This window comes from Pseudomonas sp. P20 (assembly GCF_016463925.1).
Classification (GTDB): Bacteria; Pseudomonadota; Gammaproteobacteria; order Pseudomonadales; family Pseudomonadaceae; genus Pseudomonas; species Pseudomonas aeruginosa.
The window spans coordinates 1-23,426 of the sequence record NZ_JAEMVM010000030.1 but is presented as its reverse complement, the minus strand read 5'-3'; the positions used below and the strand labels follow the sequence as shown (position 1 = coordinate 23,426).

The following is a 23,426-nucleotide window of genomic DNA, read 5'->3' as shown; positions in this document are numbered from 1 at the left end:
GACCCGTGGTCCGCGGGGACGGGCGCCCGCTGGCCTCGTGAGCGGGCGGGCGCCGGTCGGTCAGTTGAACAAACCGTAGAAGAACAGGCGGATGCTATCCCACAGGCGGCGGAAGAAACCACCCTCCTCGACGGCGTTGAGGGCGACCAGGTCGGCGCTGCGGATGACCTTGTCGTCCAGCTTCACTTCCACCTTGCCGATCACCTGGCCCTGCTGGATCGGCGCCATCAGTTGCGGCTCCAGGACCATGCTGGCCTGCAGCTTCTGCATCTGGCCGCGCGGCAGGGTCATGGTCAGGTCTTCGGCGAGGCCGGCTTTCACTTCATGCTCGGAACCCTTCCAGACCAGGCCCTTGGTCAGCTCGGTGCCCTTCTTGTAGAAGTTGCGGCTTTCGAAGAAGCGGAAGCCATAGGTCAGCAGCTTCTGGGTCTCGGCGGCGCGGGCCTGCTCGCTGTTGGTGCCGAACACCACGGCGATCATGCGCTGGCCGTCGCGTACCGCGGAAGCCACCAGGCAGTAGCCGGCTTCGTCGGTGTGGCCGGTCTTCAGGCCGTCGACGGTCTTGTCGCGCCACAGCAGCAGGTTGCGGTTCGGCTGCTTGATGTTGTTCCAGAGGAATTCCTTCTGCGCGTAGATCGCGTAGTGGCTCGGCTCACCGTAGATGATCGCGCGGGCCAGCACCGCCATGTCGCGGGCGGAGGAATAGTGGTCCGGGTTGGGCAGGCCGGTGGCGTCCATGAAGTGGGAGTTGGTCAGGCCCAGCTTCTGCGCGGTGGTGTTCATCATGTCGGCGAAGGCGTCTTCGCTGCCGGCGATATGCTCGGCCAGGGCGACGCTGGCGTCGTTGCCGGACTGGATGATGATGCCATGCAGCAGGTCGCTCACCGATACCTGGCTGCCGACCTTGATGAACATCCGCGAACCGCCGGTGCGCCAGGCATGTTCGCTGACGGTGACCAGGTCGTTCTCGCCGATGCGGCCGGCCTCGATCTCCTTGGTGGCGATGTAGGCGGTCATCAGTTTGGTCAGGCTGGCCGGCGGCAGGCGCTGGTCGCCGTTGTTCTCGACCAGAACCTGGCCGCTCTCGCCGTCCATCAGGACGTACGACTTGGCGGCCAGTTGCGGCGGCGCCGGAACCATGGATTCAGCAGCCCAGCCAGCCGTAGGGGCGATGAACAGGACAAGCAGTGACAAGCGTTTCGCGATAGTGGTGATGTTCATCCGTCTCTCTGGTTCTACCAATGGTCAAACAATCCCTTGCGGGAATTCCCTGCGTGAGTAGGCGCTCAGTCGGGGCGTACCAGCGTCGGCTGGCCAAGGTTGGCCACGCGGATGCTGTCCTGGGTGCGGCTAACCTCGTCCGCCGAACCGATCGGTCCCAGCCGCACCCGGTGCAGAATCTGCTGGTTGCGCACGACCGAGCTGATAAACACCGGCGCAGCCGTCACGCCGCTCAGCTTGGCCTTCAGCAGCTCCGCCGCATCCGGGTTGGCGAAGGCGCCCACCTGGAGATACAGGCCATCGGCTGGTAATGAAGCGTTTTTTTTTGAGTCGATCTGCACCGGCAGCACGGCGGCCGCATGCTGCGCCGGCGGCGGAGTGTAGGTCTCGATCGGCTGGGCCATCGCCACCGCCTGCGTCTGCGCCGCGGCGGGAGCGGCCTGGGCCACCGCCTGCTTGGGCTGCGCCAGGACCATCGGTGCCGGCCGGCCGCGCTGGGCCCACCACTGCACCGGGTCGATGCCTTCGACCTTGACCCGCGCGGTGCCGGTCTCGGCATAACCGAGCTTCTTCGCCGCGGCGAAGGACAGGTCGATGACCCGGTCGGAATAGAACGGGCCGCGGTCGTTGACGCGGACGATCACGCTCTTGCCGTTGTCCAGGTTGGTCACCCGCACATAGCTCGGCAACGGCAGGGTCTTGTGCGCGGCGGTCATGCCGTAGAGGTCGTAGGTCTCGCCGTTGGCGGTGGCCTGGCCGTGGAACTTGGTGCCGTACCAGGACGCGGTGCCGACCATCCGGTAGGCCCGCGCATCGTTCATCGGGTAGTAGGTCTTGCCCAGCACGGTGTAGGGGTTGGCCTTCACCGAACCGTTGTGCGGCATCGGTACCGCATCGGGGATCCGCGACACGTCGACGTCCCACCAGGGGGCGCCGTCGCGATGCGGACGGGAATAGTCGCCCGGCCCGGAAATGCCCGCCTGCCTGGCCGGCTGCTGGGGCGCCTTGCTGGAGCAACTGCTCAACAGCACGGCCGCCAGCCCGAGGCCGCAGACGGCGGGCAGGATCAGGGAGGAGCGGACACGCTTGCTCAATGGGCACCTCGCGCGCGGGCAATCTCGCCCGCCAGCTGATAAACCGCCATGGCATACATGGCGCTGCGATTATAGCGGGTGATCACGTAGAAGTTCGGCAAACCGACCCAATACTCGATGCCCTTGTCGCCGACGAAACGCATCGCCGTGACCTTCTGGTCGTCGCGCAGCGCATCGTGGGTGCGCCAGCCGCGGGCACGCAACTCACCCAGGCTCATGGTCGGGTCGACGCCCCTGGTCACCGCGCTCTCGGCGCTCTCGTCGTTGATCTCGGCCACCGAGACCACCGGCTCGCCGGTGACCCAGCCGTGCTGCTTGAAGTAGCTGGCGACGCTACCGATGGCGTCGGTCGGGTCGCTCCAGATATTGATGTGGCCATCGCCGTCGAAGTCCACCGCGTAGGCGCGGAAGCTGCTCGGCATGAATTGCGGCAGGCCCATGGCGCCGGCGTAGGAGCCGGTCAGGCTGAGCGGGTCGACCTGCTGTTCGCGGGCGAGCAGGAGGAACTCGCGCAACTCCTTGCGGAAGAAGTCGGCCCGCGGCGGGTAGTCGAAGCCGAGGGTGGACAGCGCGTCCATCACCCGGTAGCTGCCGGTGTTGCGGCCGAAGAAGGTTTCCACGCCGATGATCGAGACGATGATCTCGGCCGGCACGCCGTATTCCTTCTCTGCCCGCGCCAGGTCTTCGGCATGCTTGTTCCAGAAGTCGACACCACGACTGATGCGCGCGTCGCTGATGAAGATCGGCCGGTATTCCTTCCACTGCTTGACCCGCTCGGCCGGGCGCGAGATCGCATCGAGGATCGACTGCTTGCGGTTCACGTCGCGGAACAGCCCCATCAGCTGCTCTCCGGCGAAGCCGTAGTCGCGGGTCATTTCGCTGACGAACTCGGCCACTTGCGGCGAGCCGTCGTAGTCCCCCGCCTGGGCCGCCCCGGACAGGCCAATGACGCCGGCTACGCCGACCCATTGGACGCCCCTGGCCGCCCATGTACGCAGTACTTGCATTGCGTTCTTCACTCTTGGTCTCAAACCTGGGCGATCCACTTCCGATGGGTATGGATCGACATCAGAACCCCGAACCCTGACAACAGGGTAACCAGCGAAGTTCCGCCATAACTAATGAAAGGCAGCGGTACCCCCACCACCGGCAACAACCCGCTCACCATACCGATATTCACGAAGACATAAACGAAAAACGTCATGGTGATGCCACCGGCCAGCAGTTTGCCGTAGAGCGTCTGCGCCTGGGCGGTGATCACCAGGCCACGACTGATCAGCAGCAGGTAGAGCACCAGCAGCAGGCAGACGCCGACCAGGCCGAACTCCTCGCCGAGGACCGCAATGATAAAGTCGGTGTGGCTTTCCGGCAAAAAATCCAGGTGCGACTGGGTGCCCAGCAGCCAGCCCTTGCCGAATACCCCGCCGGAACCGATGGCCGCCTTAGACTGGATGATGTTCCAGCCGGTGCCCAGCGGGTCGCTTTCCGGGTCGAGGAAGGTCAGCACCCGCTGTTTCTGGTAGTCGTGCATGATGAAGAACCACATCGCCACGGCGATCGGCACCGCCGCCGACACCGCGCCGACGATCCAGCGCCAGCGCAGGCCGCCGACGAACAGCACGAAGCCGCCGGAAGCGAGGATCAGCATGGCGGTGCCGAGGTCGGGTTGTTTCAGGATCAGCACGAACGGGGTGATGATGATCGCCAGGCTGATCACCATGTGCTTGAGCCCCGGCGGCAGGTTGCGCTTGGACAGGTACCAGGCCACCGTCATCGGCATCAGCAGCTTCATGAACTCCGAGGGCTGGAAGCGGATCACCCCGGGGATGTTGATCCAGCGCGTCGCCCCCTTGGCGTCGTGGCCGATCACGTCGACCACCACCAGCAGCGCGACCCCCACCAGGTAGCCCAGCGGCACCCAGCGGGCCATGAAGCGCGGCTCGATCTGGGCGATGACCACCATCATGCCCAGTCCCAGGCCGAACGAGGTGGCCTGCTTCATCAGCATGTCCCAGCTCTTGCCGCTCGCCGAATAGAGGACGAACAGGCCGGTGGCGCCGAGGATCAGCAACAGCAGCAGGAGAATCCCGTCGATGTGCAGGCGCTGCAACAGGCTGGCGCGCCGGCGCATCACGTCTTCGTTGGACAGGGTGCGGTCGAAGTTACTGTTCAAGGGCGGGCGCCTCCGGCTCGGCTGCCGTGGGTTCGGGCTTGGCCACCGCCGCCGCGAGCGGCGCGACGGGTTCCGCGTATTCGGCCTTGAGCTTGCCGTGCTCGTCGAGCAGCCAGGCGTCCATCACCTGCTTGACCACCGGGGCGGCGACGCCGGAGCCGGACTCGCCGTTCTCCACCATCACCGCCACCGCGATCTGCGGGTTGTTGGCCGGCGCGAAGCCGACGAACAGGGCGTGGTCGCGGTGCCGCTCGAGCAGCTTGGAGCGGTCGTAGCGCTCGTTCTGCTTGATCGCCACCACCTGGGCGGTACCGCTCTTGCCGGCGATCAGGTAGGCCGAGGTGGCGCCGACCTTGCGCGCCGTGCCGCGGGCGCCATGCACCACCTGCTGCATGCCGTAGTCGACGCGGTCCCAGTTGGCCGGGTCGCGCAGCACGATGTCGGGCATCGGGTCGGGGTCGACCGGCGGCTGGCCGTCGATGGTCTTGGCCAGGTGCGGGCGGATCCAGTGGCCCTTGTTGGCCAGCAGCGCGGTCATCTGCGCCAGTTGGATCGGCGTCGCCTGCATGTAGCCCTGGCCGATGCCGAGGATCAGGGTCTCGCCCGGGTACCAGACCTGGCGGCGGGTCTTGCGCTTCCATTCGCGCGAGGGCATCAGCCCGTCGGCTTCGCCGAACATGTCCAGGGCGACTTTCTGGCCGAAGCCGAAGCGGCTCATGAAGGCGTGCAGGCGGTCGATCCCCAGCTTGTGCGCGAGGTCGTAGAAATAGGTGTCGTTGGACCGGTAGATCGCCGACTCCAGGCTCACCCAGCCATCGCCGTAGCGGTTCCAGTTACGGTACTTGTGGTCGTAGTTGGGCAACTGGTAGTAGCCGGGGTCGAAGACCCGCGAGGTCGGCGTGACCACCCCGGCGTCGAGGCCGGCCAGCGCCACCGCCGGCTTCACCGTCGAGCCCGGCGGATAGAGCCCGCGCAGGACGCGGTTGTACAGCGGCCGGTCGATGGAGTCACGCAGCTCGGCATAGGCCTTGAAGCTGATGCCGGTGACGAACAGGTTGGGGTCGTAGCTCGGCTGGCTGACCATCGCCAGCACGTCGCCGGTGGACGGCTGGATCGCCACGATGGCGCCCCGCCGCCCGGCCAGGGCGTTCTCGGCGGCCTCCTGCAGGCGGCTGTCGATGCTCAGGACGATGTCCTTGCCGGGAATCGGGTCGGTGCGCTTGAGCACCCGCAGCACCCGCCCGCGGGCGTTGGTCTCGACTTCCTCGTAGCCAACCGTGCCGTGCAACTCGCTCTCGTAGAAGCGCTCGATGCCAGTCTTGCCGATATGGTGGGTGCCGCTGTAGTTGATCGGGTCGAGGTTCTTCAGTTCCTGCTCGTTGATCCGCCCGACGTACCCGACCGAATGGGCGAAGTGCTCCTTCAGCGGGTAGTGGCGGACGAACTGGGTCGCCACGTCGACGCCCGGCAGGCGGAACTGGTTCACCGCGATGCGGGCGATCTGTTCCTCGTTGAGTTCGAACATGATGGGAACCGGCTCGAACGGACGCCGCCCCTGCTTCATGCGCTTCTCGAAGATGGCCCGGTCGTCCTCGGTCAGGCCGAGGATCTCCACCAGCGTGTCGAGGGTCTTCTGCAGGTCCTCGGTGCGTTCGCGGGTGATGGTCAGGCTGAAGCTCGGCCGGTTGTCGGCGATGATCACGCCGTTGCGGTCGAAGATGATCCCGCGGGTCGGCGGGATCGGCTGCACATGGACCCGGTTGTTCTCCGACAGCGTCGAATGGTACTCGTACTGGGTCACCTGCAGGTGGTACATGCGCGCCACCAGCACCAGGGTCAGCAAGACCACCGCCACCGCCCCGACGATGACGCGCCGACGCACCAGGCGGGCGTCTTTCTCGTGGTCTTTCAGGTGGATCGGCTGCGGCATCGGGACTGGGGACTATTTGTGGTAGGGGTGCCCGGACAATACGGTCCAGGCCCGGTAGATCTGCTCGCCGACCAGGATCCGCACCAACGGGTGCGGCAGCGTCAACGGCGACAGCGACCAGCGCTGCTCGCTGCGCGCGCAGACCTCCGGCGCCAGCCCTTCCGGGCCGCCGACCATGAGATTCACGGTGCGTGCGTCGAGACGCCAGCGATCCAGTTCGCGAGCCAGTTGCTCGGTGCTCCAGGGCCGACCTTCGACCTCCAGGGTCACCACCCGTTCCCCCGGCTGCACGCGCGCCAGCATGGCCTCGCCTTCCTGACGGATCAGGCGCGCCACGTCGGCGTTCTTGCCGCGGGTGTTGAGCGGGATCTCCACCAGTTCGAGGGACAGCTCGGCCGGCAGGCGCTTGACGTATTCCTGCCACCCTTCCTCGACCCAGCGAGGCATGCGCGAGCCAACCGCGATCAGGCGCAACCGCATGCCGGCGTCACTCTTCCGGCTGGTGCTGGGCGCGGCTCTGCTCGGCGCCCTGCCACAGGCGCTCCAGGTCGTAGAACTGGCGGGTCGCCGGGAGCATCACATGGACCACCACGTCGCCCAGGTCGAGCAGCGCCCATTCGCCGGACTCCAAGCCTTCGCTGCCCAGGGGCTTGACGCCGTTTTCCTTGGCCTTGGTCAGGACGTTGTCGGCCAGCGACTTGACCTGGCGGCTGGAACTGCCGCAGGCGATCACCATGTAGTCGGTGACGCTGGTCTTGTCCCGCACATCGAGGGTCACGATGTCCTGGGCCTTGAGATCTTCCAGGGCATCGATGGCCACTTGGACGAGTTGTTCGGTTTGCATTGAGTCGGTCTCTGTTTCTTTATCAGTGTGGCGCACGATACAGGTGGTGCGCCTCGATGTAGTTCAATACTGCGTCCGGCACCAGGAAACGCACGGAGCGCCCGGCACCTAGCAGCGCACGGATCTGGGTGGCGGACACCGCCAGCGGCGTCTGCCAAACGAAGGTGATCTGCCCGCCCGGCCCTTTCAGGGCCTGCGGGTCGGCCACGCTCCGCGCCGCCAGCAGGTCGCGCAGCGACTCCGGCGGCTCGCTGTCGGCATCCGGACGCTGCAACACGACGATGTGGCAGTGATCCAGCAACGCCTCCCAGCGGTGCCACGTCGGCAAGCCGCAGAAGGCATCCCAGCCGATCAGCATGAACAACTGGTCGTCGGCCGCCAGCTCCGCCCGCACCGACTCCAGGGTGTCGATGGTGTAGGACGGCTTGTCGCGCTTCAGTTCGCGGGGATCGACCGTCAATCGCTCGACTCCCGCCACCGCCCGCTCGACCATCGCCAACCGCTGCGCGGCCGACACCTGCGGGGTTTCCCGGTGCGGCGGCCGCGCATTGGGCAGCAGGCGCAGTTCGTCGAGGGCGAACTGCTCGGCCATTTCCACGGCGCTGCGCATATGTCCGATATGCACGGGGTCGAAAGTGCCGCCGAACAGGCCGATACGTTTGCCCATCAGGTGCGCACGTGACCGTCGCCGAAGACGACGTACTTCTCGCTGGTCAGGCCTTCCAGGCCGACCGGGCCGCGGGCGTGCAGCTTATCGGTGGAAATCCCGATCTCGGCGCCGAGGCCGTACTCGAAGCCGTCGGCGAAGCGGGTCGAGGCGTTGACCATCACCGAAGCGGAATCCACTTCGGCGAGGAAACGCCGCGCATCGCTGAAGTTCTCGGTAATGATCGCGTCGGTGTGCTGCGAGCCGTAGGTGTTGATGTGCTCGATCGCCGCGTCCAGCCCGTCGACGATGCGGATCGACAGGATCGGCGCGTTGTACTCGGTACGCCAGTCCTCCTCGGTAGCCTCCAGCACGTCTGCGCCGAGCAGCGCACGGGTCGCGGCGTCGCCGCGCAGTTCCACGCCCTTCTCGCGGTAGATCGTGGCCAGCGGCGGCAGCACCCGCTCGGCGATACCGGCATGTACCAGCAGCGTCTCCATGGTGTTGCACGGCGCGTAGCGCTGGGTCTTGGCGTTGTCGGCGACGCGAATCGCCTTGTCCAGGTCGGCGGCGACATCGATGTAGACGTGGCAGATGCCGTCCAGGTGCTTGATCACCGGCACCTTGGCCTCGCGGCTGATGCGCTCGATCAGGCCCTTGCCGCCGCGCGGGACGATCACGTCGACGTATTCGGGCATGCTGATCAGCGCGCCGACCGCGGCGCGGTCGGTGGTTTCCACCACCTGCACGGCGGCGGCCGGCAGGCCGGCCTCGGCCAGGCCCTGCTGGATGCAGCGGGCGATCGCCTGGTTGGAGTGGATCGCCTCGGAGCCGCCGCGCAGGATGGTCGCGTTGCCGGACTTCAGGCACAGGCTGGCGGCGTCGATGGTCACGTTCGGCCGCGACTCGTAGATGATCCCGACCACGCCCAGCGGCACGCGCATCTTGCCGATCTGGATGCCCGAGGGCACGTAGCGCATGTCGCGGATCTCGCCGATCGGGTCGGGCAGCGTGGCGACCTGGCGCAGGCCCTCGATCATGTCGTCGATGCGCGCCGGGGTCAGCGCCAGGCGGTCCAGCATCGCCGGCTCCAGGCCATTGGCGCGGCCGGCGGCGAGGTCCTGCTCGTTGGCGTGGGACAACTCCGCGCGGGCGGCGTCCAGCGCATCGGCCGCGGCCAGCAGGGCGCGGTTCTTCTGCGCGGTGGCGGCGCGCGCGAGCAACCGCGAGGCGGCGCGGGCATCGCGGCCAAGGCGGCTCATATAGTCGAGGACGGACTCGGTCATGGTCTCGGCATCTGGCGTCAGGGAAATGCGCGATTATAGCGAGCCAGCCCCGGCGCGCCCAGCCGCAACAGCCGGTCGGTAGACAGTGCGTTCCATCGCCCCCGGCGGTAACGCGGCAGCCCCGCTGCGCCTGGGGCTGTGCGCGAGACGGTGACACCCGGGCGCAGGCGCCGGCCGAAGGATAGGTAAACAAAATTGCTACCTCTGTTTACCTTCGAGGCGAGCCTGGCCACTGCCACCCACCGGCACCCGCTCGGCAGAACAACAATAACGACGCACACACCGCGGGGCCTCGCCATGCGCTACCGTACCGACTACAGCGCACAGTCGCTGAGCAGCGAACCGGATATCCTCTTCCTAGACGGCTGGCAACTGCGCTACCAGGCCTTCGCCGCCCGCGCCGACGACCCGCGCCCGCCGGTGCTCCTGCTGGGCGGCGCCTTCCAGAGCTTCCGCTCGTTCACCGGCGAGGTCAGCGAACTGCTCGCCGAGCACCCGGTGATCCTGCTCGACCTGCCGAGCCAGGGCGGCAACCTGCAACTGGCGGCGGAACTGAGCCTGGAAGACCTCGCCGACCTGATCGCGGCCTTCGCCGAACGGCTCGGCCTGCCGCCGTTGATGCCCATCGGCCTGTCCTACGGCTCGGCCCTGGCCGCGCTGTTCGCCGCCCGCCATCCGCGCCGCTGCGCGCGCCTGCTACTGGCCGGCATCACCGCATTCGGCCGCCCCGGTGCGCGGCTGCTGCTGGAAGAAGCCCTGGCCCGGCTCGACGAGGGCGACCAGAGCGCCTTCGCCCACGGCGTACTGACCGGCCTGATCAACCCGCTACAGCTGGAACGTACCGGCGTCTCCCCGGTATTTCGCAAGGCCATGCTGCGCCAGTTGCAACGCCTGACCGCGGCGGAGATCGAACGCTACCGGCAGAATAGCCGGCGCCTGTTGGCCTTCGGCGGCTTCGAGCGGCACCCGACCTGCCCGACCCTGGTGCTCGCCGGCGAGTACGACCATTTCACCCAGCCCTGGGAACATGCGGTGTTCGCCCATGCCTGCGGGAACGCCGAGTTCGCCCTGATCCACGACGCCGACCATCTTGCCCAGTTCGAACGACGCGAGGCCTGCGCCCGGCTCTACGGCCCGTTCCTGCGCGGCGAGGCACTGCCGGAGCGCGCCGAGGGCAGCACGCGGATCCCGCGCACGCGCCTGCTCGGCCTGGAGCGACGCTTCGAGGTCCGCCATCGGCCAGCCCAGGGGCACGCTCGGCTGGAACATCCGCAGTTCGGCGTCTATGCGGCGGAACTGATGGAACTCGGCTATTTCGGCGGGCGGCTGCACGCCGAGCTGCCCGAATCCCGCCCGCAACGCGGCTGGCGGTTGTGCTGCGACGGCCTGGCGGACTTGGACATCCTGCCCCTGCGCTCGACCGCCGGCGGCTTCGCCTTCATCTTCCCGCACTCCGATCCGGCGGCCAGCGCCGGACTGGCCGACCTCCTCGCCGCCTGGGAGCGAGCGGAGGTCGCCTGAGAGGCGGCTATGCCGTGCGGCTTTCGATCACCCGCACCAGGCTCGGCAGGCGTCCCTGCGGCACGCCCAGGGCGGCGCCTTCGCGCTGCGGGTCGAGCACCAGGGTGGAGGCAAAGCCGCAGCGGGCGAAGGCCGCCTCGATTTCCGCGGCATTGCGGTAGTGCAACGGATAGCTTCCCCGCGTCAGCCGCCCGATGATCCCCACTCCCCAGCGTATCTGCCGGTAGCGCGGGTGCTCGCGGAGATCGGGATAGAGGTCGGTCAGGTAGGTGCCCTGGGGGAAGCGTTTAAGTTCGGTCGCCAGGCGACTCCAGAAGGCCTCGATCACCGGGCGCTGGAAATAGTTCACCAGCCCCTCGGTGATCACCACCAGCGGGCGCTCGCGATCGAGCCCGGCGAACAGCGCGGCGAGGCTGCGCTCGCCGTCCTCGGCGAGGATATCCACAGCCGCCACCGCGTGCTCCGGGCCCAGCCAACCCTGCTCGCGAAGCAACGCCGCCTTGCGCGCGGCCATCGGCGGCAGGTCGGCCTCCAGGTAGCGCAACTGTGGATAGCGTTGCCGGAAGCGTCGCCCGCGCGGCGAGAGCCCGCAGGCCATTTCCACCACCTGGACCACTCCCTCGCGTTCGACGGCCTGGGTCAGGCGCGCGTCGATCATGAGGTGTCTTTGTAACAGGAAATCCTCGATGTTCAGCCCGAAACCGAGCTGCGCGCCCCAGTTGATCGGCGCGACGAAGCCGTGTACCCAGCGGCCGAAGACGGTGGCGAAGGCCGGTTCGGCGAGTCGATGGCGGAACCAGACGTAGCCGGTGTAATGGGCGCTGGGCGTGATGTGGGCACTGTCGACACGCTCTCGTTCAACCATGATTCAGGCTCTTGTTGTTATCATTCGCCAGCCTATGACTGCCATGGTCCCAGCGACAATCCCATGTCCCGCGATCCCATCCTTAGTTTGCCCTGGCCCGACGCCCGGCCACTCCCCGACACCTTCTTCGACCGCGATGCGTTGCTGGTCGCCCGCGAGCTGCTGGGCAAGGTGATCCGCCATCGCCAGGGCAATCTCTGGCTGGCGGCGCGAATCATCGAGACCGAGGCCTACTACCTGGAGGAGAAAGGCAGCCATGCCTCGCTCGGCTACACCGAGAAGCGCAAGGCACTGTTCCTCGACGGCGGGCACATCTATATGTATTACGCGCGCGGCGGCGACTCGCTGAACTTCAGCGCCGGCGGGCCGGGCAATGCGGTGCTGATCAAGTCCGGCCATCCCTGGCTGGATCGCATCAGCGACCACACGGCGCTGGAGCGGATGCAGAGCCTGAACCCGGACAGCCAGGGTCGGCCCCGCGAGATCGGCCGCCTGTGCGCCGGCCAGACCCTGCTGTGCAAGGCCATGGGGCTGAAGGTGCCGGAGTGGGACGCACAGCGCTTCGACCCGCAGCGACTGTTCGTCGACGATGTCGGCGAGCGCCCCAGCCAGGTGATCCAGGCCGCTCGGCTGGGCATTCCGAAGGGGCGCGACGAACACCTGCCGTACCGTTTCGTCGATGCCACCTTCGCCGCCTTCTGCACCCGCAACCCACTGCGCCGCGGCCAGGTCGCCGGGCGCGACTATCATCTACTCGGACATCAGGACCCGCACCTGCAATGAGTCTCGACAGCTTCAACGCCTGGATGGCCGCCAACCCCGAGTGGCTGGGGCTGGCCATCTTCCTCATCGCCTTCCTCGAATGCGCGGCCATCGTCGGTATCGTCCTCCCCGGCGTGGTGCTGCTGTTCGGCGTCGCGGTGATCGCCGGCAGCGGCGCCCTCGGCCTCGGCGAAACCCTGCTGCTGGCCTACGCCGGCGGGGTGCTGGGCGACCTCAGCTCGTACTGGATCGGCCGCCGCTTCCACCAGAACATCCGCCGCCTGCCCGGCCTGCGCAGCCATCCGCAGTGGATCACCGCCGCCGAGGTGTACTTCGAACGCTACGGTATCGCCAGCCTGCTGGTCGGCCGCTTCATCGGCGCCCTGCGACCGATGCTGCCGATGGTCGCCGGCATGCTCGACATGCCGTTCGGCCGTTTTCTCGGCGTTTCGCTGATCGCCGCCGCCGGCTGGGCGGTCGCCTACCTGTTGCCCGGCTGGGCCACCGGCGCAGCCCTGCGCCTGCCGTTGCCGGAAGGCTTCTGGAGCGAAGCCGGGATCGTCGCGGCCTGCCTGGCGGTGCTGGTCGGCGTGGTAGTCCAGGCCAGCCTGCGGCGCAAACGCTGGGCAACCGCTGTGGCGGCCGCGCTGAGCCTGGTCCTGCTGCTGGCGATGACCGTCGCCTGGCCGTACCTCCAGGACCTCGACCAGGGCCTGATGACGCTGGTCCAGGAGCATCGCAACGCCGACCTGAACCCGGTGATGGTGGTGGTCACCCGGCTCGGCGATTTCCGCACCCAGTTCATCGCCGGCGCGCTGCTCGGCGGTATCCTCCTGCTGACCCGGCAATGGCGTCCGGCCATCTTCGCCATCGGCACCCTGGTGGGTACCGCGCTGGCCAACCAGACCCTGAAGACCCTGTTCGCCCGCGCCCGCCCGGAAGTGCTGGCCGAACCGCTGAGCAGCTTCAGCTTCCCCAGCGGACACAGCTCGGCGTCCTTCGCCTTCTTCCTCACCCTGGGCGTCCTCGCCAGCCGCCAGCAACCGCCGCGCTGGCGCCTGACCTGGGTACTGCTGGCGGTGATCCCGTCGCTGAGCATCGCCCTGTCGCGGGTCTACCTTGGCGTGCACTGGCCGTCGGACATCGTCGCCGGCGCCCTGCTCGCCACTACGGTCTGCGCCGCCAGCCTGTGGCTGAGCCAGCGCCGCGAGTCGCTGCCGGCGCTGCCGCAACGGGTCTGGTGGCTGCTGTTGCCGGTCTGCGTGGCGACCCTGGCGATCGCCGCCGGCTGGGCCCTGCCGGAAGCCATTGCGCGCTACCGGCCGCTGTGAGGGTTGGCGCTCAGTCGATACCCAACTCGCCCTGCAGGTGCTCCAGCAGCACCTGGATCCGCGCCAGTTGCATCTGCGCGTCGGGCAGGGCGAGCAGTTCGAGCTTGCGTTCGGTATCGAACGGCAGCAGGTAGGCCAACTGGTTGGCCAGGTCCTGCTGGCCGCCGGGCTCGCCGCCCATCTCCAGCGCGGCCACCATCGGATGCTCGGCCAGCACGCTGAGCAACGCGGCGAGATCGTTGTGTTCGTAGGTCAGGGGTTGCTCCGGCAGGTCTTCGAACCACTCGATCTCGCCGACGCTGAGCTGGTCGGCCTGGACCTCCACCGACAGCACCTGGAAACGCCGACCGCCCTCCACGCGGATGCCCAGCAGGCCGTTCGGGCGCTGCTGCCAGTCGCGGACCGAGGCCTCGCAGCCGACCATCGCCAGGCGGCTCGGCGCTTCGCCGACCTCCCGCCCTTCGCCGATGGTCACCACGCCGAAACCGGTGCCCTGCTTCATGCAGCGGCTGATCATGTCCAGGTAGCGCGCCTCGAAGATCTGCAGGTCCAGGCGGCAACCGGGGAACAGCACGGCGTTGAGGGGAAACAACGGCAACTTCATCGCGACTCCTCGGGCATCGTCAGGCAACCAGCGCTACCGCCAACGGTAGCAGCACTGCGGTGGCAACGCCCATCAGGCTCATCGCCAGGGCGGCGAAGGCGCCGCACTCCTCGCCTTCCTGCAAGGCCCGCGAAGTGCCTACCGCGTGGGCCGTCATGCCCAGCGCCATGCCCTGCGCGGCGGGGTGCCGGACGCCGATGGCGCGCAGCAGCTCCGGCCCGAGGATCGCCCCGAGTACCCCGGTGATCAGTACGAACACGGCGGCCAGCGCCGCCACGCCGCCGATCTGGCTGGCCACCAGCATGGCGATCGGCGAGGTCACCGACTTCGGCGCCATGCTCATCAGCATCCGCGGCTCGGCACCGAACAACCAGCCGAATGCGATGCCCAGCACCGTCGCCAGCGTACCGGCGACCACCAGGGTCAGCAGGGTCGGCCAGAACAATTGGCGGATACGCCGCAGGTTGAGGAACAGCGGCACCGCCAGGGCCACCGTGGCGGGGCCGAGGAGAATGGTCAGGACCTTGGCGCTGGCACTGTATTCGTCGTAGTCGATGCCGCAAAGCAGCAGCACGCCGATCACCACCAGCATCGATACCAGCACCGGCTGCAGGAACACCCAGCGGGTCCGTTCATAGGCGGCCAGGGCCAACTGGTAGGCGCCCAGGGTCACGCCGACGCCGAACAGCGGATGGTGGATCACCGCCTCGAGGGCGGCCTGCCAGGCCATCAGGACTCCTCCCGGCGACGTTGCTGGCGATCGATGAGCTTCTGCATCGTCCAGCCGGCGAACAGGAACGACAGCACCAGCGACAGTACCAGCGCGCCGACGATGGCCCAGAAGTCGGCGGCGATCTCCCGCGCATAGGCCATCACCCCGACCGCCGCCGGCACCAGCAGCAGCGGCAGGTAGCGCAGCAACGAGCCGGCCGCCTCGTTGACCGGCTTGCCGACCTCGCCACGCGCCAGGAAATAACCGAACAGCAGCACCAGGCCGATGATCGGACCGGGCAGCATGGGCAACAACAGAACGTTCAGACCTGTGCCGAGCAACTGGAACAGCACCAGCCAGGTCAGACCACGAAGCAACATGGGCACCTCCAGCAAGGGCCGACCATTATGCCCAGCCCGCCGGGACATTGGCACGCTCCTCGCCTATCCATCAGTCGCAGTCGCGGCACCGCATGACGCGATATTCGCCAGGCCGATGGTTTCTTGACCCGGTCGCCAACGCGTGCTGATCTTCCTGCACCATGAGAACAACAGCCATCCTCCCGGAGGACTTATGCCATTCGTACCCGTAGCAGCGCTCAAGGACTATGTCGGCAAGGATCTCGGCCATTCCGAATGGCTCACCATCGACCAGGAGCGGGTCGACCAGTTCGCCGAATGCACCGGCGACCACCAGTTCATCCACGTCGATCCGGAGAAGGCGGCGAAGACGCCCTTCGGCGGCACCATCGCCCACGGTTTCCTGTCCCTGTCGCTGATCCCGAAGCTGATGGAAGGCCTGCTGGTGCTTCCCGAAGGACTGAAGATGGCGGTCAACTACGGCCTCGATACGGTGCGCTTCATCCAGCCGGTGCGGGTCGGCTCGCGGGTCCGCCTGGGCCTGACCCTGCTCGACGTCAACGAGAAGAATCCCGGCCAGTGGCTGATCAAGGCGCGCGCCACCCTGGAGATCGAAGGCCAGGAGAAACCCGCCTACATCGCCGAGACCCTCAGCCTCTGCTTCGTCTGAGCCCGCCCCAGCGAGCGCTGCCGTTCGCTTGACGGCCAGGCGCCTTCGCGCCCCTCTCCCCCCTTCCAAAAGCCCCCGCTCGCGGGGGCGCTCTGGGCCGGCAGGGAAATACCCTACTGCCAGGCAACGATTTTTCCGCCACACTGTCTCCCCTCCACCCTCGGACCGAACCACTCATCGGGAACGCCGCATGCTTCGCCCCGCCAGGTCTCTCTCGCTCTGCTCCGCCCTGGTCATCCTGCTCGCCGCCTGTGGCGAGGGCGAACCGCTGCTCCCGGCCGATGCGCGCCTGCCTGACGGCGCGCGCTATCGCGGCGAGCTGGTGGACGGGCGCCTGGAAGGCCAGGGCCGGCTGGACTACGACAACGGCGCCTGGTACGCCGGCCGCTTCGAGCATGGCCTGCTGCACGGCCATGGCACCTGGCAGGGCGCCGACGGCAGCCGCTACAGCGGTGGCTTCGCGGCCGGCCTGTTCGACGGTCAGGGACGCCTGGCGATGGCCGATGGCAGCGTCTACCAGGGCGGTTTCCGCCAGGGCCTGTTCGATGGCGAAGGCAGCCTGGAACAACAGGGCACTCGCTACCGCGGCGGTTTCCGCAAGGGCCTGTACAGCGGCCAGGGCACGCTGGACGGCAGCGATGGCAGCCGCTACCAGGGCAGCTTCCGCCAGGGCCGCCTGGAAGGCGAAGGCAGCTTCAGCGACAGCCAGGGCAACCAGTACGCCGGTACCTTCCGCGACGGGCAACTGAACGGCAAGGGGCGCTGGAGCGGGCCCGATGGCGACCGCTACGTCGGCCAGTTCAAGGACAACCAGTTCCATGGCCAGGGGCGCTACGAAAGCGCCAGCGGCGATGTCTGGATCGGCCGCTTCAGCGAAGGCGCGCTGAACGGCCCCGGCGAGCTTCTCGGCGCCGACGGCAGCCGCTACCGCGGCGGTTTCCAGTTCTGGCGCTTCCATGGCCAGGGCCTGCTCGAACAACTGGACGGCACCCGCTACGAAGGCGGCTTCGCCGCCGGCGCCTATGCCGGCCAAGGCACCCTGGACCGCGCCGACGGCAGCCGTGAGCAGGGACTCTGGGCCGACGGCAAGCGCATCCGCGACGCCGCCGGCAAGGCCCTGCCCGACACTCTGGAAATCGGCCTGTTGGCCCAGGGTCGCCTGCTCGACGAAGAACTGCGCAAGATCCCGGCCTCGACGCCGGCCAGCGAACTCTATGCCCTGAGCCTGGGCGGCGATGGCCGCCAGGGCGTGTTCCTGCGCGAGGCCGATTACGCCGGCGACCTGCTCGGCCAGCGTTTCGCCGCTCGTGGCGTGATTCGCCTGGTCAACCACCGCGACCACTTCGGCGACCGCCCGCTGGCTACCCGGGAAAGCCTGTCCCGCGCCGTGCGCACCCTGGCCGAACGCAGCGGGCCGGAAGACCTGGTCTTCATCTACCTGACCAGCCACGGCTCCAGCGACCACCAGTTGGCCCTGGACATGCCCGGCCTGAACCTCGGCGACCTGCCGGCCGCGGAACTGGCCGAACTGCTCGCGCCGCTGCGCCAGCGCGACAAGGTGCTGGTGGTATCGGCCTGCTACAGCGGGGGCTTCATCCCGCCGCTGAAAGACGAACGTACCCTGATCCTGACCGCCGCGCGTGCCGACCGGGTCTCGTTCGGCTGTTCCGACGACGCCGACTTCACCTATTTCGGCCGCGCCTTGCTGGCCAATGCGCTGAACCGCACCGACGATCTGTCCAAAGCGTTCGAACTGGCGAAAGAGGAAGTGCGTCAAAGGGAGAAGGAGGAAGGTTTCGAAGCTTCGGAACCGCAAGCCTGGTTACCGGAACGCGTGCTCGCGCACTGGCGGACGCTGCGGGGGCAGCAAGCCGAGCGCGCGCTCGCGTCCCGGGAAGGAAAAACCGGCGAGGGCGCGGCGGGCAAATAGATACGCCGCGCACTACGCTCATTGGTGTGGAAGGGGAGAAACACACATGCACTCGACGCCCAAGCGCGTTCTGCTCGCCGGCGCGACCGGTCTTACCGGCGAGCACCTGTTGGATCGGATATTGAGCGAGCCGACCCTGGCCAAGGTCATCGCCCCTGCCCGCAAGGCGCTGGCCGAGCATCCGCGGCTGGACAACCCGGTCGGCCCGCTGGCCGAGCTGCTGCCGCAACTCGACGGCAGCATCGATACCGCCTTCTGCTGCCTCGGCACCACGATCAAGGAAGCCGGCTCGGAGGAGGCCTTCCGCGCGGTCGATTTCGACCTGCCGCTGGCGGTGGGCAAGCGCGCGCTGGAGATGGGCGCCCGGCATTACCTGGTGGTCAGCGCCCTGGGCGCCGACGCCAAGTCGTCGATCTTCTACAACCGGGTCAAGGGCGAACTGGAGCAGGCCCTGCAGGAACAGGGCTGGCCACAACTGACCATCGCCCGGCCATCGCTGCTGTTCGGCCCGCGCGAGGAATTCCGCCTGGCCGAGATCCTCGCTGCGCCGATCGCCCGCATCCTTCCCGGCAAGTACCACGGCATCGAGGCCTGCGACCTGGCCCGCGCGCTCTGGCGCCTGGCGCTGGAGGAAGGCAAGGGCGTGCGCTTCGTCGAGTCCGACGAACTGCGCAAGCTGGGGAAATGAGCCTGGGGCGGATCCCGCCCTACATGCCGCCGCTGACGCCGAGGTTGAGGCCGATGGCGGTGGCCAGCGAGAACGGCAGCAACAGGGTGTCCAGCAGCGCGCTGCCCGGCAGGTCGAGCCCCGGATGGGCCGGCGCCTCCGCGCCGAAGCGTTCCATCGGGCAGCAGCCGCCGTGCAGGCTGTACCAGTCCAGCCGGGTGCCGGCGTAGACCACCGGCGCCCCTGGCTTGGCCGCATCCAGGGTGCGCACGGTGGCGCAACCGCCCATCTGCACCGCCAGGACCAGCAGCAGCACCCTACTCGTCGCTGACAAGGTGCTGTTCCCCCCAGCGCGGCAGCATATCCTGGGGAATCCCCAGGGTGTTGAGGATTCGCGCGACGACGAAGTCCACCAGGTCCTCCACCGATTGCGGCTGGTGGTAGAAGCCCGGCGCCGCCGGCAGGATCACCGCGCCGAGGTTGGACAGCTTGAGCATGTTTTCCAGGTGGATACTGGAGAACGGCGCCTCGCGCGGCACCAGCACCAGCGGCCGGCGCTCCTTCAGGGCGACATCGGCGGCGCGCTCGATGAGGTTGTTGCAGGCCCCCGTGGCGACCGCCGACAGGGTGCCGGTGGAACACGGGCAGATCACCATGGCATTGGGCGCGCTGGAGCCGGAGGCCGGCGGCGCCATCCAGTCGTTCTGGCCGAACACGCGGATCTGTCCGGCGGCGGCACCGCAATATTCGGTGAGGAAGGCCTGCATCGCCTGCGGCTTGGCCGGCAAGGCCACGTCGGTCTCGGTGGCCATCACCAGTTGCGCGGCCTTGGAGATCAGGAAGTGCACCTCGCGCTCTTCCTGCACCAGGCAATCGAGCAAGCGCAGGCCGTACTGGGCGCCGGAGGCGCCGGTCATCGCCAGGGTAATGCGTTCCGGACCGCTCATCGCGCCCCTCACTCGGCCAGCGCCGCGGCCAGCTTGCCGTGCAAGCCGCCGAAGCCGCCGTTGCTCATGATCACCACTTGCGCGCCGGGCCTGGCCTGCTGGCGCACCTGCTCGATGATCGCCTCCAGGGTATCGCAGACCTGCGACGGTATCGCGCATTGCGCGGCGGTGGCGGCCAGGTCCCAGCCCAGGTTCGGCGGCGCGTACCAGAGCACCTGGTCGGCCTGGCGCACGCTGTCCGGCAGGCCGTCGCGATGAGCGCCGAGCTTCATCGAGTTGGAACGCGGCTCGACGATGGCGATCACCTGGGTATCCGCGCCAACCTGCTTGCGCAGGCCGTCGAGGGTGGTGGCGATGGCGGTCGGATGGTGGGCGAAGTCGTCGTAGAGGGTCACGCCCCGGACCTCCGCGACCTTCTCCATGCGCCGCTTGACGTTGCGGAACTCGCTGAGCGCTGCCGCGCCCTGGCTGGGCACCACACCGACATGGCGCGCCGCCGCCAGGCTGGCGAGGGCGTTGGCGACGTTGTGCAGGCCGGTCAGCGGCCAGTCCACCTCGCCCTGGACGATGCCGTCGAACAGCACCTCGAAGCGCGAGCCGTCCTCGGCGAGCAGGCGCGCCTGCCACTGGCCGCCTTCGCCGGTGGTCTGCACCGGGGTCCAGCAGCCCATCCCGAGTACGCGCTCCAGGGCTTTCTCGGCGCTCGGGCGAATGATCAGGCCCTCGCCCGGCACAGTGCGCACCAGATGGTGGAACTGCCGCTCGATGGCCGCGAGGTCGGGGAAGATATCCGCGTGGTCGAATTCCAGGTTGTTCAGGATCGCCGTGCGCGGGCGGTAATGGACGAACTTCGAGCGCTTGTCGAAGAAGGCGCTGTCGTACTCGTCGGCCTCGACCACGAAGAACGGCGTACCGCCCAGGCGCGCCGAAACCCCGAAGTTCTGCGGCACCCCGCCGATCAGGAAGCCCGGGCTCATGCCGGCGTGCTCCAGAACCCAGGCGAGCATGCTGGTGGTGGTGGTCTTGCCGTGGGTACCGGCCACCGCCAGCACCCAGCGTCCTTGCAGCACGTGGTCGGCCAGCCACTGCGGGCCGGAAACGTAGGGCAGGCCCTTGTTCAGGACATGCTCCACCGCCGGATTGCCGCGCGACAGGGCGTTGCCGATCACTACCAGGTCCGGCGCCGGCTCCAGGTGGGCCGGATCGTAGCCCTGCATCAACTCGATGCCCTGGGCTTGCAGTTGGGTGCTCATGGGGGGGTAGACGTTGGCGTCGGAACCGGTCACCCGGTGGCCCAGTTCCTTGGCCAGCACGGCCAGCGAGCCCATGAAGGTCCCGCAGATGCCGAGTACGTGGATGTGCATGCAGACTCCTGCAGATCAAGCCGTCGAAGGCGCTGTGAATGGGCGGCAGATTAGCACAGCGGAGGCGCCGGCCGCCCGGCGTCGCGGCATCAGACGACGCGGCGTCGGCGGGGTTCCCGCCGGCCTCGCGGCGGCCCGCCTGGAGCCGTCCCGCCCGTCAGGCCTGGCCGCGCACCAGGCCGTGCCGGCGCAGCTTGCGATACAGGGTGTTGCGGCTGATCCCCAGTTGCTCGGCCACCCGGCTCACGTGCCAGCGCTGGCCGTCCAGCGCCGCCAGCAACGCGGCTCGCTCGGCGTCGTCCAGGCTGTTGCCCGCGGCCGGGGCGGGCGCCGCTGCGGCGGGCGGCAGCGCCGCCAGGGCCTGGCGGATATCCGCGGGCAGGTCGCGCAGGCCGACCCGGCCGTCCTCGCAGAGTGCCACCAGGGTCCGCAGCACCGTGCGCATCTGCCGGACGTTGCCCGGCCAGCGGTAGGCCAGCAGGCCCTGGCGAACCTCGCCGTCGAGCTGGATGCGCTGGCCCCTGGCCTCCTCGGCCAGCAGGTAGTCCAGCAGCTCCTCGCGGTCGCTGCGCTCGCGCAGCGGCGGCAGGCTCACGACCATGCCATTGAGGCGGTAGTAGAGATCCTCGCGGAAGCGTCCATCGGCGACCAGCCCGGCCAGGTCGCGGTGGGTAGCGCTGATCAGGCGCACGTCGACATCCTCCGGCTCGCCGCCCAGCGGTACCACCCGGCGCTCTTCCAGCACCCGCAGCAGGCGGGTCTGCAAGGCCAGCGGCATGTCGCCGATCTCGTCGAGGAACAGGGTGCCGCCGTCAGCCTGCTGCAACTTGCCGCGCATGCCCTCCTTGCGCGCGCCGGTGAAGCTGCCGCCGCGATAACCGAACAGTTCGCTCTCGATCAGGGTTTCCGGGATCGCCGCGCAGTTCAGCGCGACGAACGCCTGTTCCGCGCGCGGGCCGGCCAGGTGCACGGCCTTGGCGAAGGCCTCCTTGCCGGAACCGGTCTCGCCGTTGAGCAGCAGCGGCACGTCGCGCGCGTAGACCTTCAGCGCCCGGCGGAAATCGGCGGCCAGCTCGGCGTCGCCCAGGCACAGGCCGGGCGCGGCAGGCGCCGGCTTCGCTGCCGTGGGCACCGCCAGGGCCTGGGGTATCGCCCGCGGCGCGCCGCGCAGCATGGCGTACAGGGTCCGTCCCTCGCGGGTGCGCAGCGGCCAGCTGGCGCTGGGTTGCTGCGAGGCGCGACCGAGCAGGTCGTCGAGACGGCAATCGAAGAAGGTCTCCACCGGCTGGCCGAGCAGGCGCTGGCGCGGACAACCGAGCAGGTTCAGCGCGCTCTGGTTCACCGCGCGGATCCGCCCGTCTTCCTCGAAGGCCAGCAGCCCTTCGCTGAACAGGCCGACATAGTCGCCCTGGACATGGAAGCGCAGCAGCCAGGAGCCCTCGAAGCGACGGAGGAAATAGCAGCCCTCGATGATCTTCGCCGACAGGTTGACCAGCGCCATGGTGTGGAACTGGCTCTGCCGCGAGACTTCCTGGCGCGCCGAAGACACGTCGAGCACCGCCATCAGCTCGCCCTGCGGATCGAACACCGGGCTCGCCGAGCAGGTCAGGCCGGTGTGGCGGCTACGGAAGTGCTCTTCCTGCTGGATGGTCAGGGCCTGCCGCTCGACCACGCAGGTGCCGATGCCGTTGGTGCCTTCGCAGGGCTCGCTCCAGTCGGCGCCGAGCCAGAGGCCGGCGTGTTCGAAGGTCTGGCGCTGGGCGTCGGCGTTGACGCAATTGAGGATCACCCCGCGGGCATCGGTGAGCAGTACCGCGTGGTCGTTGCCGGAAAGCTGCTGGTAGAGGCTGTGCATCTCGCCATCGGCGATCTCCAGCACCTGTTGCAGGCGCTCGCGGCGTTCGAGCATGCGCGCGTGCTCCAGCACCATCGGCGCCATCGGCTGGCCGGGATCGAGATGGTGCTGTTCCAGGCAGCGCAGCCAGGAGCGGGCGATGGACGGATCGGTCGCAGGGCCGCCCGGCGGGATCTTGCCCTGGGCGACGGTCAGCACTTGCCGCGCGTGGCGGCTCATGGAACTGGCAGGCATTGTTATGGTTCTCCGCGAGGGACGGGCCGTCTCTTGCCTGGGCGCGGTGGATCGGTCCGCGACTCTCCGGACGGCTATCGGTGCAGCATCCAACAGGCCGGGGCGCAATGCAACGACGGACTGACCGATGAGTCATGCGCTGCGCCGAAAACGGTACAGAGTGTCACTCACGAGCGTCCCGCCCGCGTGACAGGGAGCGTTCGCAAGCTCCCCTGCGAAACCTCCAGGACGCTCTACTCCGGGCCTTTCGCCACTCTGGCCCGGCCCTTGCTCCAGGCTTACGACAAGCGCGACAGCGCGTCCTCCCCTAATAAGCACAAGAGCCAGGAGATACCATCATGCGTTACGCCCATCCCGGTAGCGAAGGCGCCATCGTTTCCTTCAAGGCCCGCTACGGCAACTACATCGGCG

24 protein-coding genes are annotated in these 23,426 nt (G+C 68.1%); 7 read left to right on the top strand and 17 right to left on the bottom strand.

The window, feature by feature from the left end; genetic code table 11:
• Window positions 1-60: 60 nt before the first annotated feature.
• From JHD77_RS27610 to JHD77_RS27570, 9 genes are all read right to left on the bottom strand, one after another.
• A complete protein-coding gene (locus JHD77_RS27610) occupies window positions 61-1,221 on the bottom strand; it encodes a D-alanyl-D-alanine carboxypeptidase family protein (protein WP_003093182.1) in 1,161 nt (386 codons plus the stop codon).
• 65 nt (window positions 1,222-1,286) lie between these two features.
• A complete protein-coding gene (gene rlpA / locus JHD77_RS27605) occupies window positions 1,287-2,315 on the bottom strand; it encodes a septal ring lytic transglycosylase RlpA (RefSeq protein ID WP_003100310.1) in 1,029 nt (342 codons plus the stop codon).
• The gene (gene mltB / locus JHD77_RS27600) at window positions 2,312-3,334 is read right to left on the bottom strand and encodes a lytic murein transglycosylase B (protein ID WP_003132500.1); all 1,023 of its coding nucleotides are present in this window, start codon (window positions 3,332-3,334) and stop codon (window positions 2,312-2,314) included. Before mltB ends, rlpA begins: the two co-directional genes overlap by 4 nt.
• Before the next feature lie 8 nt (window positions 3,335-3,342).
• Complete coding sequence (gene rodA, locus JHD77_RS27595) at window positions 3,343-4,446, bottom strand: rod shape-determining protein RodA (protein ID WP_003114090.1); 1,104 nt, start codon at window positions 4,444-4,446, stop codon at window positions 3,343-3,345.
• A 31-nt stretch (window positions 4,447-4,477) separates the two neighbouring features.
• Window positions 4,478-6,418 (bottom strand): penicillin-binding protein 2, encoded by a 1,941-nt coding sequence (gene mrdA / locus JHD77_RS27590; RefSeq protein WP_003093191.1) that lies wholly within the window; start codon window positions 6,416-6,418, stop codon window positions 4,478-4,480.
• A 12-nt stretch (window positions 6,419-6,430) separates the two neighbouring features.
• Window positions 6,431-6,898 carry a 23S rRNA (pseudouridine(1915)-N(3))-methyltransferase RlmH gene (rlmH, locus tag JHD77_RS27585; protein WP_003093193.1) on the bottom strand — a complete coding sequence of 156 codons (468 nt, stop codon included), beginning with the start codon at window positions 6,896-6,898 and terminating at the stop codon, window positions 6,431-6,433.
• Between the two features lie 7 nt (window positions 6,899-6,905).
• Window positions 6,906-7,262: a ribosome silencing factor gene (gene rsfS, locus JHD77_RS27580; RefSeq protein ID WP_003100305.1), complete on the bottom strand. Its 357-nt coding sequence runs from the start codon at window positions 7,260-7,262 to the stop codon at window positions 6,906-6,908.
• A 22-nt stretch (window positions 7,263-7,284) separates the two neighbouring features.
• On the bottom strand, window positions 7,285-7,929 hold the full coding sequence (gene nadD, locus JHD77_RS27575) for a nicotinate-nucleotide adenylyltransferase (RefSeq protein ID WP_003110376.1): 645 nt from the start codon (window positions 7,927-7,929) through the stop codon (window positions 7,285-7,287).
• Complete coding sequence (locus JHD77_RS27570; RefSeq protein ID WP_003114089.1) at window positions 7,929-9,194, bottom strand: glutamate-5-semialdehyde dehydrogenase; 1,266 nt, start codon at window positions 9,192-9,194, stop codon at window positions 7,929-7,931. The genes nadD and JHD77_RS27570 overlap by 1 nt, the downstream gene beginning before the upstream one ends.
• Before the next feature lie 297 nt (window positions 9,195-9,491).
• On the opposite strand from JHD77_RS27570, the gene JHD77_RS27565 reads away from it, so the two are divergent.
• Window positions 9,492-10,715 (top strand): alpha/beta fold hydrolase, encoded by a 1,224-nt coding sequence (locus tag JHD77_RS27565; protein ID WP_023109669.1) that lies wholly within the window; start codon window positions 9,492-9,494, stop codon window positions 10,713-10,715.
• Between the two features lie 7 nt (window positions 10,716-10,722).
• Here the strand turns inward: JHD77_RS27565 and JHD77_RS27560 are convergent, their stop codons facing one another.
• Window positions 10,723-11,580 (bottom strand): class I SAM-dependent methyltransferase, encoded by an 858-nt coding sequence (locus JHD77_RS27560; RefSeq protein WP_033936540.1) that lies wholly within the window; start codon window positions 11,578-11,580, stop codon window positions 10,723-10,725.
• A 63-nt stretch (window positions 11,581-11,643) separates the two neighbouring features.
• Between JHD77_RS27560 and JHD77_RS27555 the strand changes: the two genes are divergently transcribed.
• Window positions 11,644-12,363: a DNA-3-methyladenine glycosylase gene (locus JHD77_RS27555; RefSeq protein WP_003100299.1), complete on the top strand. Its 720-nt coding sequence runs from the start codon at window positions 11,644-11,646 to the stop codon at window positions 12,361-12,363.
• Window positions 12,360-13,673, top strand: a complete 1,314-nt coding sequence (locus tag JHD77_RS27550) for a bifunctional DedA family/phosphatase PAP2 family protein (protein WP_003100297.1) — start codon at window positions 12,360-12,362, stop codon at window positions 13,671-13,673. The genes JHD77_RS27555 and JHD77_RS27550 overlap by 4 nt, the downstream gene beginning before the upstream one ends.
• Window positions 13,674-13,683: 10 nt before the next feature.
• Here JHD77_RS27550 and JHD77_RS27545 read toward each other — a convergent pair whose 3' ends face one another.
• Genes JHD77_RS27545 through JHD77_RS27535 form a run of 3 tightly spaced genes read right to left on the bottom strand, consistent with a single transcriptional unit; the run spans window position 13,684 to window position 15,369 of the window.
• A complete protein-coding gene (locus tag JHD77_RS27545) occupies window positions 13,684-14,277 on the bottom strand; it encodes an LON peptidase substrate-binding domain-containing protein (protein WP_003093212.1) in 594 nt (197 codons plus the stop codon).
• Window positions 14,278-14,296: 19 nt separating this feature from the next.
• Entirely contained in the window at window positions 14,297-15,007 is a 711-nt protein-coding gene (locus JHD77_RS27540) for an LrgB family protein (RefSeq protein WP_003093214.1), read from the bottom strand.
• Window positions 15,007-15,369, bottom strand: a complete 363-nt coding sequence (locus tag JHD77_RS27535) for a CidA/LrgA family protein (protein ID WP_031636980.1) — start codon at window positions 15,367-15,369, stop codon at window positions 15,007-15,009. Before JHD77_RS27535 ends, JHD77_RS27540 begins: the two co-directional genes overlap by 1 nt.
• 193 nt (window positions 15,370-15,562) lie before the next feature.
• Here JHD77_RS27535 and JHD77_RS27530 point away from each other — a divergent pair, with 193 nt between their 5' ends.
• From JHD77_RS27530 to JHD77_RS27520, 3 genes are all read left to right on the top strand, one after another.
• Window positions 15,563-16,018 carry a MaoC family dehydratase gene (locus tag JHD77_RS27530; RefSeq protein ID WP_003093220.1) on the top strand — a complete coding sequence of 152 codons (456 nt, stop codon included), beginning with the start codon at window positions 15,563-15,565 and terminating at the stop codon, window positions 16,016-16,018.
• Between the two features lie 190 nt (window positions 16,019-16,208).
• Window positions 16,209-17,948 carry a C13 family peptidase gene (locus JHD77_RS27525; RefSeq protein WP_003118249.1) on the top strand — a complete coding sequence of 580 codons (1,740 nt, stop codon included), beginning with the start codon at window positions 16,209-16,211 and terminating at the stop codon, window positions 17,946-17,948.
• Window positions 17,949-17,994: 46 nt separating this feature from the next.
• Entirely contained in the window at window positions 17,995-18,636 is a 642-nt protein-coding gene (locus JHD77_RS27520) for an oxidoreductase (protein WP_003100290.1), read from the top strand.
• 19 nt (window positions 18,637-18,655) lie between these two features.
• On the opposite strand, the gene JHD77_RS27515 is transcribed toward JHD77_RS27520, so the two are convergent.
• The 4 genes from JHD77_RS27515 to eatR all read right to left on the bottom strand — a co-directional run bounded on the left by JHD77_RS27515 (window position 18,656) and on the right by eatR (window position 23,015).
• Entirely contained in the window at window positions 18,656-18,904 is a 249-nt protein-coding gene (locus JHD77_RS27515) for a YceK/YidQ family lipoprotein (RefSeq protein WP_042159398.1), read from the bottom strand.
• Between the two features lie 28 nt (window positions 18,905-18,932).
• Window positions 18,933-19,562 (bottom strand): flavin prenyltransferase UbiX, encoded by a 630-nt coding sequence (ubiX, locus tag JHD77_RS27510; RefSeq protein WP_003093227.1) that lies wholly within the window; start codon window positions 19,560-19,562, stop codon window positions 18,933-18,935.
• Window positions 19,563-19,570: 8 nt separating this feature from the next.
• Window positions 19,571-20,926, bottom strand: a complete 1,356-nt coding sequence (mpl, locus tag JHD77_RS27505) for a UDP-N-acetylmuramate:L-alanyl-gamma-D-glutamyl-meso-diaminopimelate ligase (protein ID WP_003124067.1) — start codon at window positions 20,924-20,926, stop codon at window positions 19,571-19,573.
• A 157-nt stretch (window positions 20,927-21,083) separates the two neighbouring features.
• Entirely contained in the window at window positions 21,084-23,015 is a 1,932-nt protein-coding gene (gene eatR, locus JHD77_RS27500; RefSeq protein WP_003114083.1) for a sigma-54-dependent transcriptional regulator EatR, read from the bottom strand.
• A 338-nt stretch (window positions 23,016-23,353) separates the two neighbouring features.
• On the opposite strand from eatR, the gene JHD77_RS33155 reads away from it, so the two are divergent.
• A partial coding sequence (locus tag JHD77_RS33155; RefSeq protein ID WP_003158058.1) for a hypothetical protein occupies window positions 23,354-23,426 on the top strand: 73 nt, incomplete at its 3' end.

What these genes read in the sequence shown, in the direction of transcription:
- JHD77_RS27610 (WP_003093182.1), bottom strand. Translation starts at nt 1,221, where the DNA reads ATGAACATCACCACTATCGCGAAACGCTTGTCACTGCTTGTCCTGTTC.
- rodA (WP_003114090.1), bottom strand. Translation starts at nt 4,446, where the DNA reads ATGCGCCGGCGCGCCAGCCTGTTGCAGCGCCTGCACATCGACGGGATT.
- mrdA (WP_003093191.1), bottom strand. Translation starts at nt 6,418, where the DNA reads ATGCCGCAGCCGATCCACCTGAAAGACCACGAGAAAGACGCCCGCCTG.
- rlmH (WP_003093193.1), bottom strand. Translation starts at nt 6,898, where the DNA reads ATGCGGTTGCGCCTGATCGCGGTTGGCTCGCGCATGCCTCGCTGGGTC.
- rsfS (WP_003100305.1), bottom strand. Translation starts at nt 7,262, where the DNA reads ATGCAAACCGAACAACTCGTCCAAGTGGCCATCGATGCCCTGGAAGAT.
- nadD (WP_003110376.1), bottom strand. Translation starts at nt 7,929, where the DNA reads ATGGGCAAACGTATCGGCCTGTTCGGCGGCACTTTCGACCCCGTGCAT.
- JHD77_RS27570 (WP_003114089.1), bottom strand. Translation starts at nt 9,194, where the DNA reads ATGACCGAGTCCGTCCTCGACTATATGAGCCGCCTTGGCCGCGATGCC.
- JHD77_RS27565 (WP_023109669.1), top strand. Translation starts at nt 9,492, where the DNA reads ATGCGCTACCGTACCGACTACAGCGCACAGTCGCTGAGCAGCGAACCG.
- JHD77_RS27560 (WP_033936540.1), bottom strand. Translation starts at nt 11,580, where the DNA reads ATGGTTGAACGAGAGCGTGTCGACAGTGCCCACATCACGCCCAGCGCC.
- JHD77_RS27555 (WP_003100299.1), top strand. Translation starts at nt 11,644, where the DNA reads ATGTCCCGCGATCCCATCCTTAGTTTGCCCTGGCCCGACGCCCGGCCA.
- JHD77_RS27550 (WP_003100297.1), top strand. Translation starts at nt 12,360, where the DNA reads ATGAGTCTCGACAGCTTCAACGCCTGGATGGCCGCCAACCCCGAGTGG.
- JHD77_RS27545 (WP_003093212.1), bottom strand. Translation starts at nt 14,277, where the DNA reads ATGAAGTTGCCGTTGTTTCCCCTCAACGCCGTGCTGTTCCCCGGTTGC.
- JHD77_RS27540 (WP_003093214.1), bottom strand. Translation starts at nt 15,007, where the DNA reads ATGGCCTGGCAGGCCGCCCTCGAGGCGGTGATCCACCATCCGCTGTTC.
- JHD77_RS27535 (WP_031636980.1), bottom strand. Translation starts at nt 15,369, where the DNA reads ATGTTGCTTCGTGGTCTGACCTGGCTGGTGCTGTTCCAGTTGCTCGGC.
- JHD77_RS27530 (WP_003093220.1), top strand. Translation starts at nt 15,563, where the DNA reads ATGCCATTCGTACCCGTAGCAGCGCTCAAGGACTATGTCGGCAAGGAT.
- JHD77_RS27525 (WP_003118249.1), top strand. Translation starts at nt 16,209, where the DNA reads ATGCTTCGCCCCGCCAGGTCTCTCTCGCTCTGCTCCGCCCTGGTCATC.
- JHD77_RS27520 (WP_003100290.1), top strand. Translation starts at nt 17,995, where the DNA reads ATGCACTCGACGCCCAAGCGCGTTCTGCTCGCCGGCGCGACCGGTCTT.
- JHD77_RS27515 (WP_042159398.1), bottom strand. Translation starts at nt 18,904, where the DNA reads ATGGGCGGTTGCGCCACCGTGCGCACCCTGGATGCGGCCAAGCCAGGG.
- ubiX (WP_003093227.1), bottom strand. Translation starts at nt 19,562, where the DNA reads ATGAGCGGTCCGGAACGCATTACCCTGGCGATGACCGGCGCCTCCGGC.
- mpl (WP_003124067.1), bottom strand. Translation starts at nt 20,926, where the DNA reads ATGCACATCCACGTACTCGGCATCTGCGGGACCTTCATGGGCTCGCTG.
- eatR (WP_003114083.1), bottom strand. Translation starts at nt 23,015, where the DNA reads ATGCCTGCCAGTTCCATGAGCCGCCACGCGCGGCAAGTGCTGACCGTC.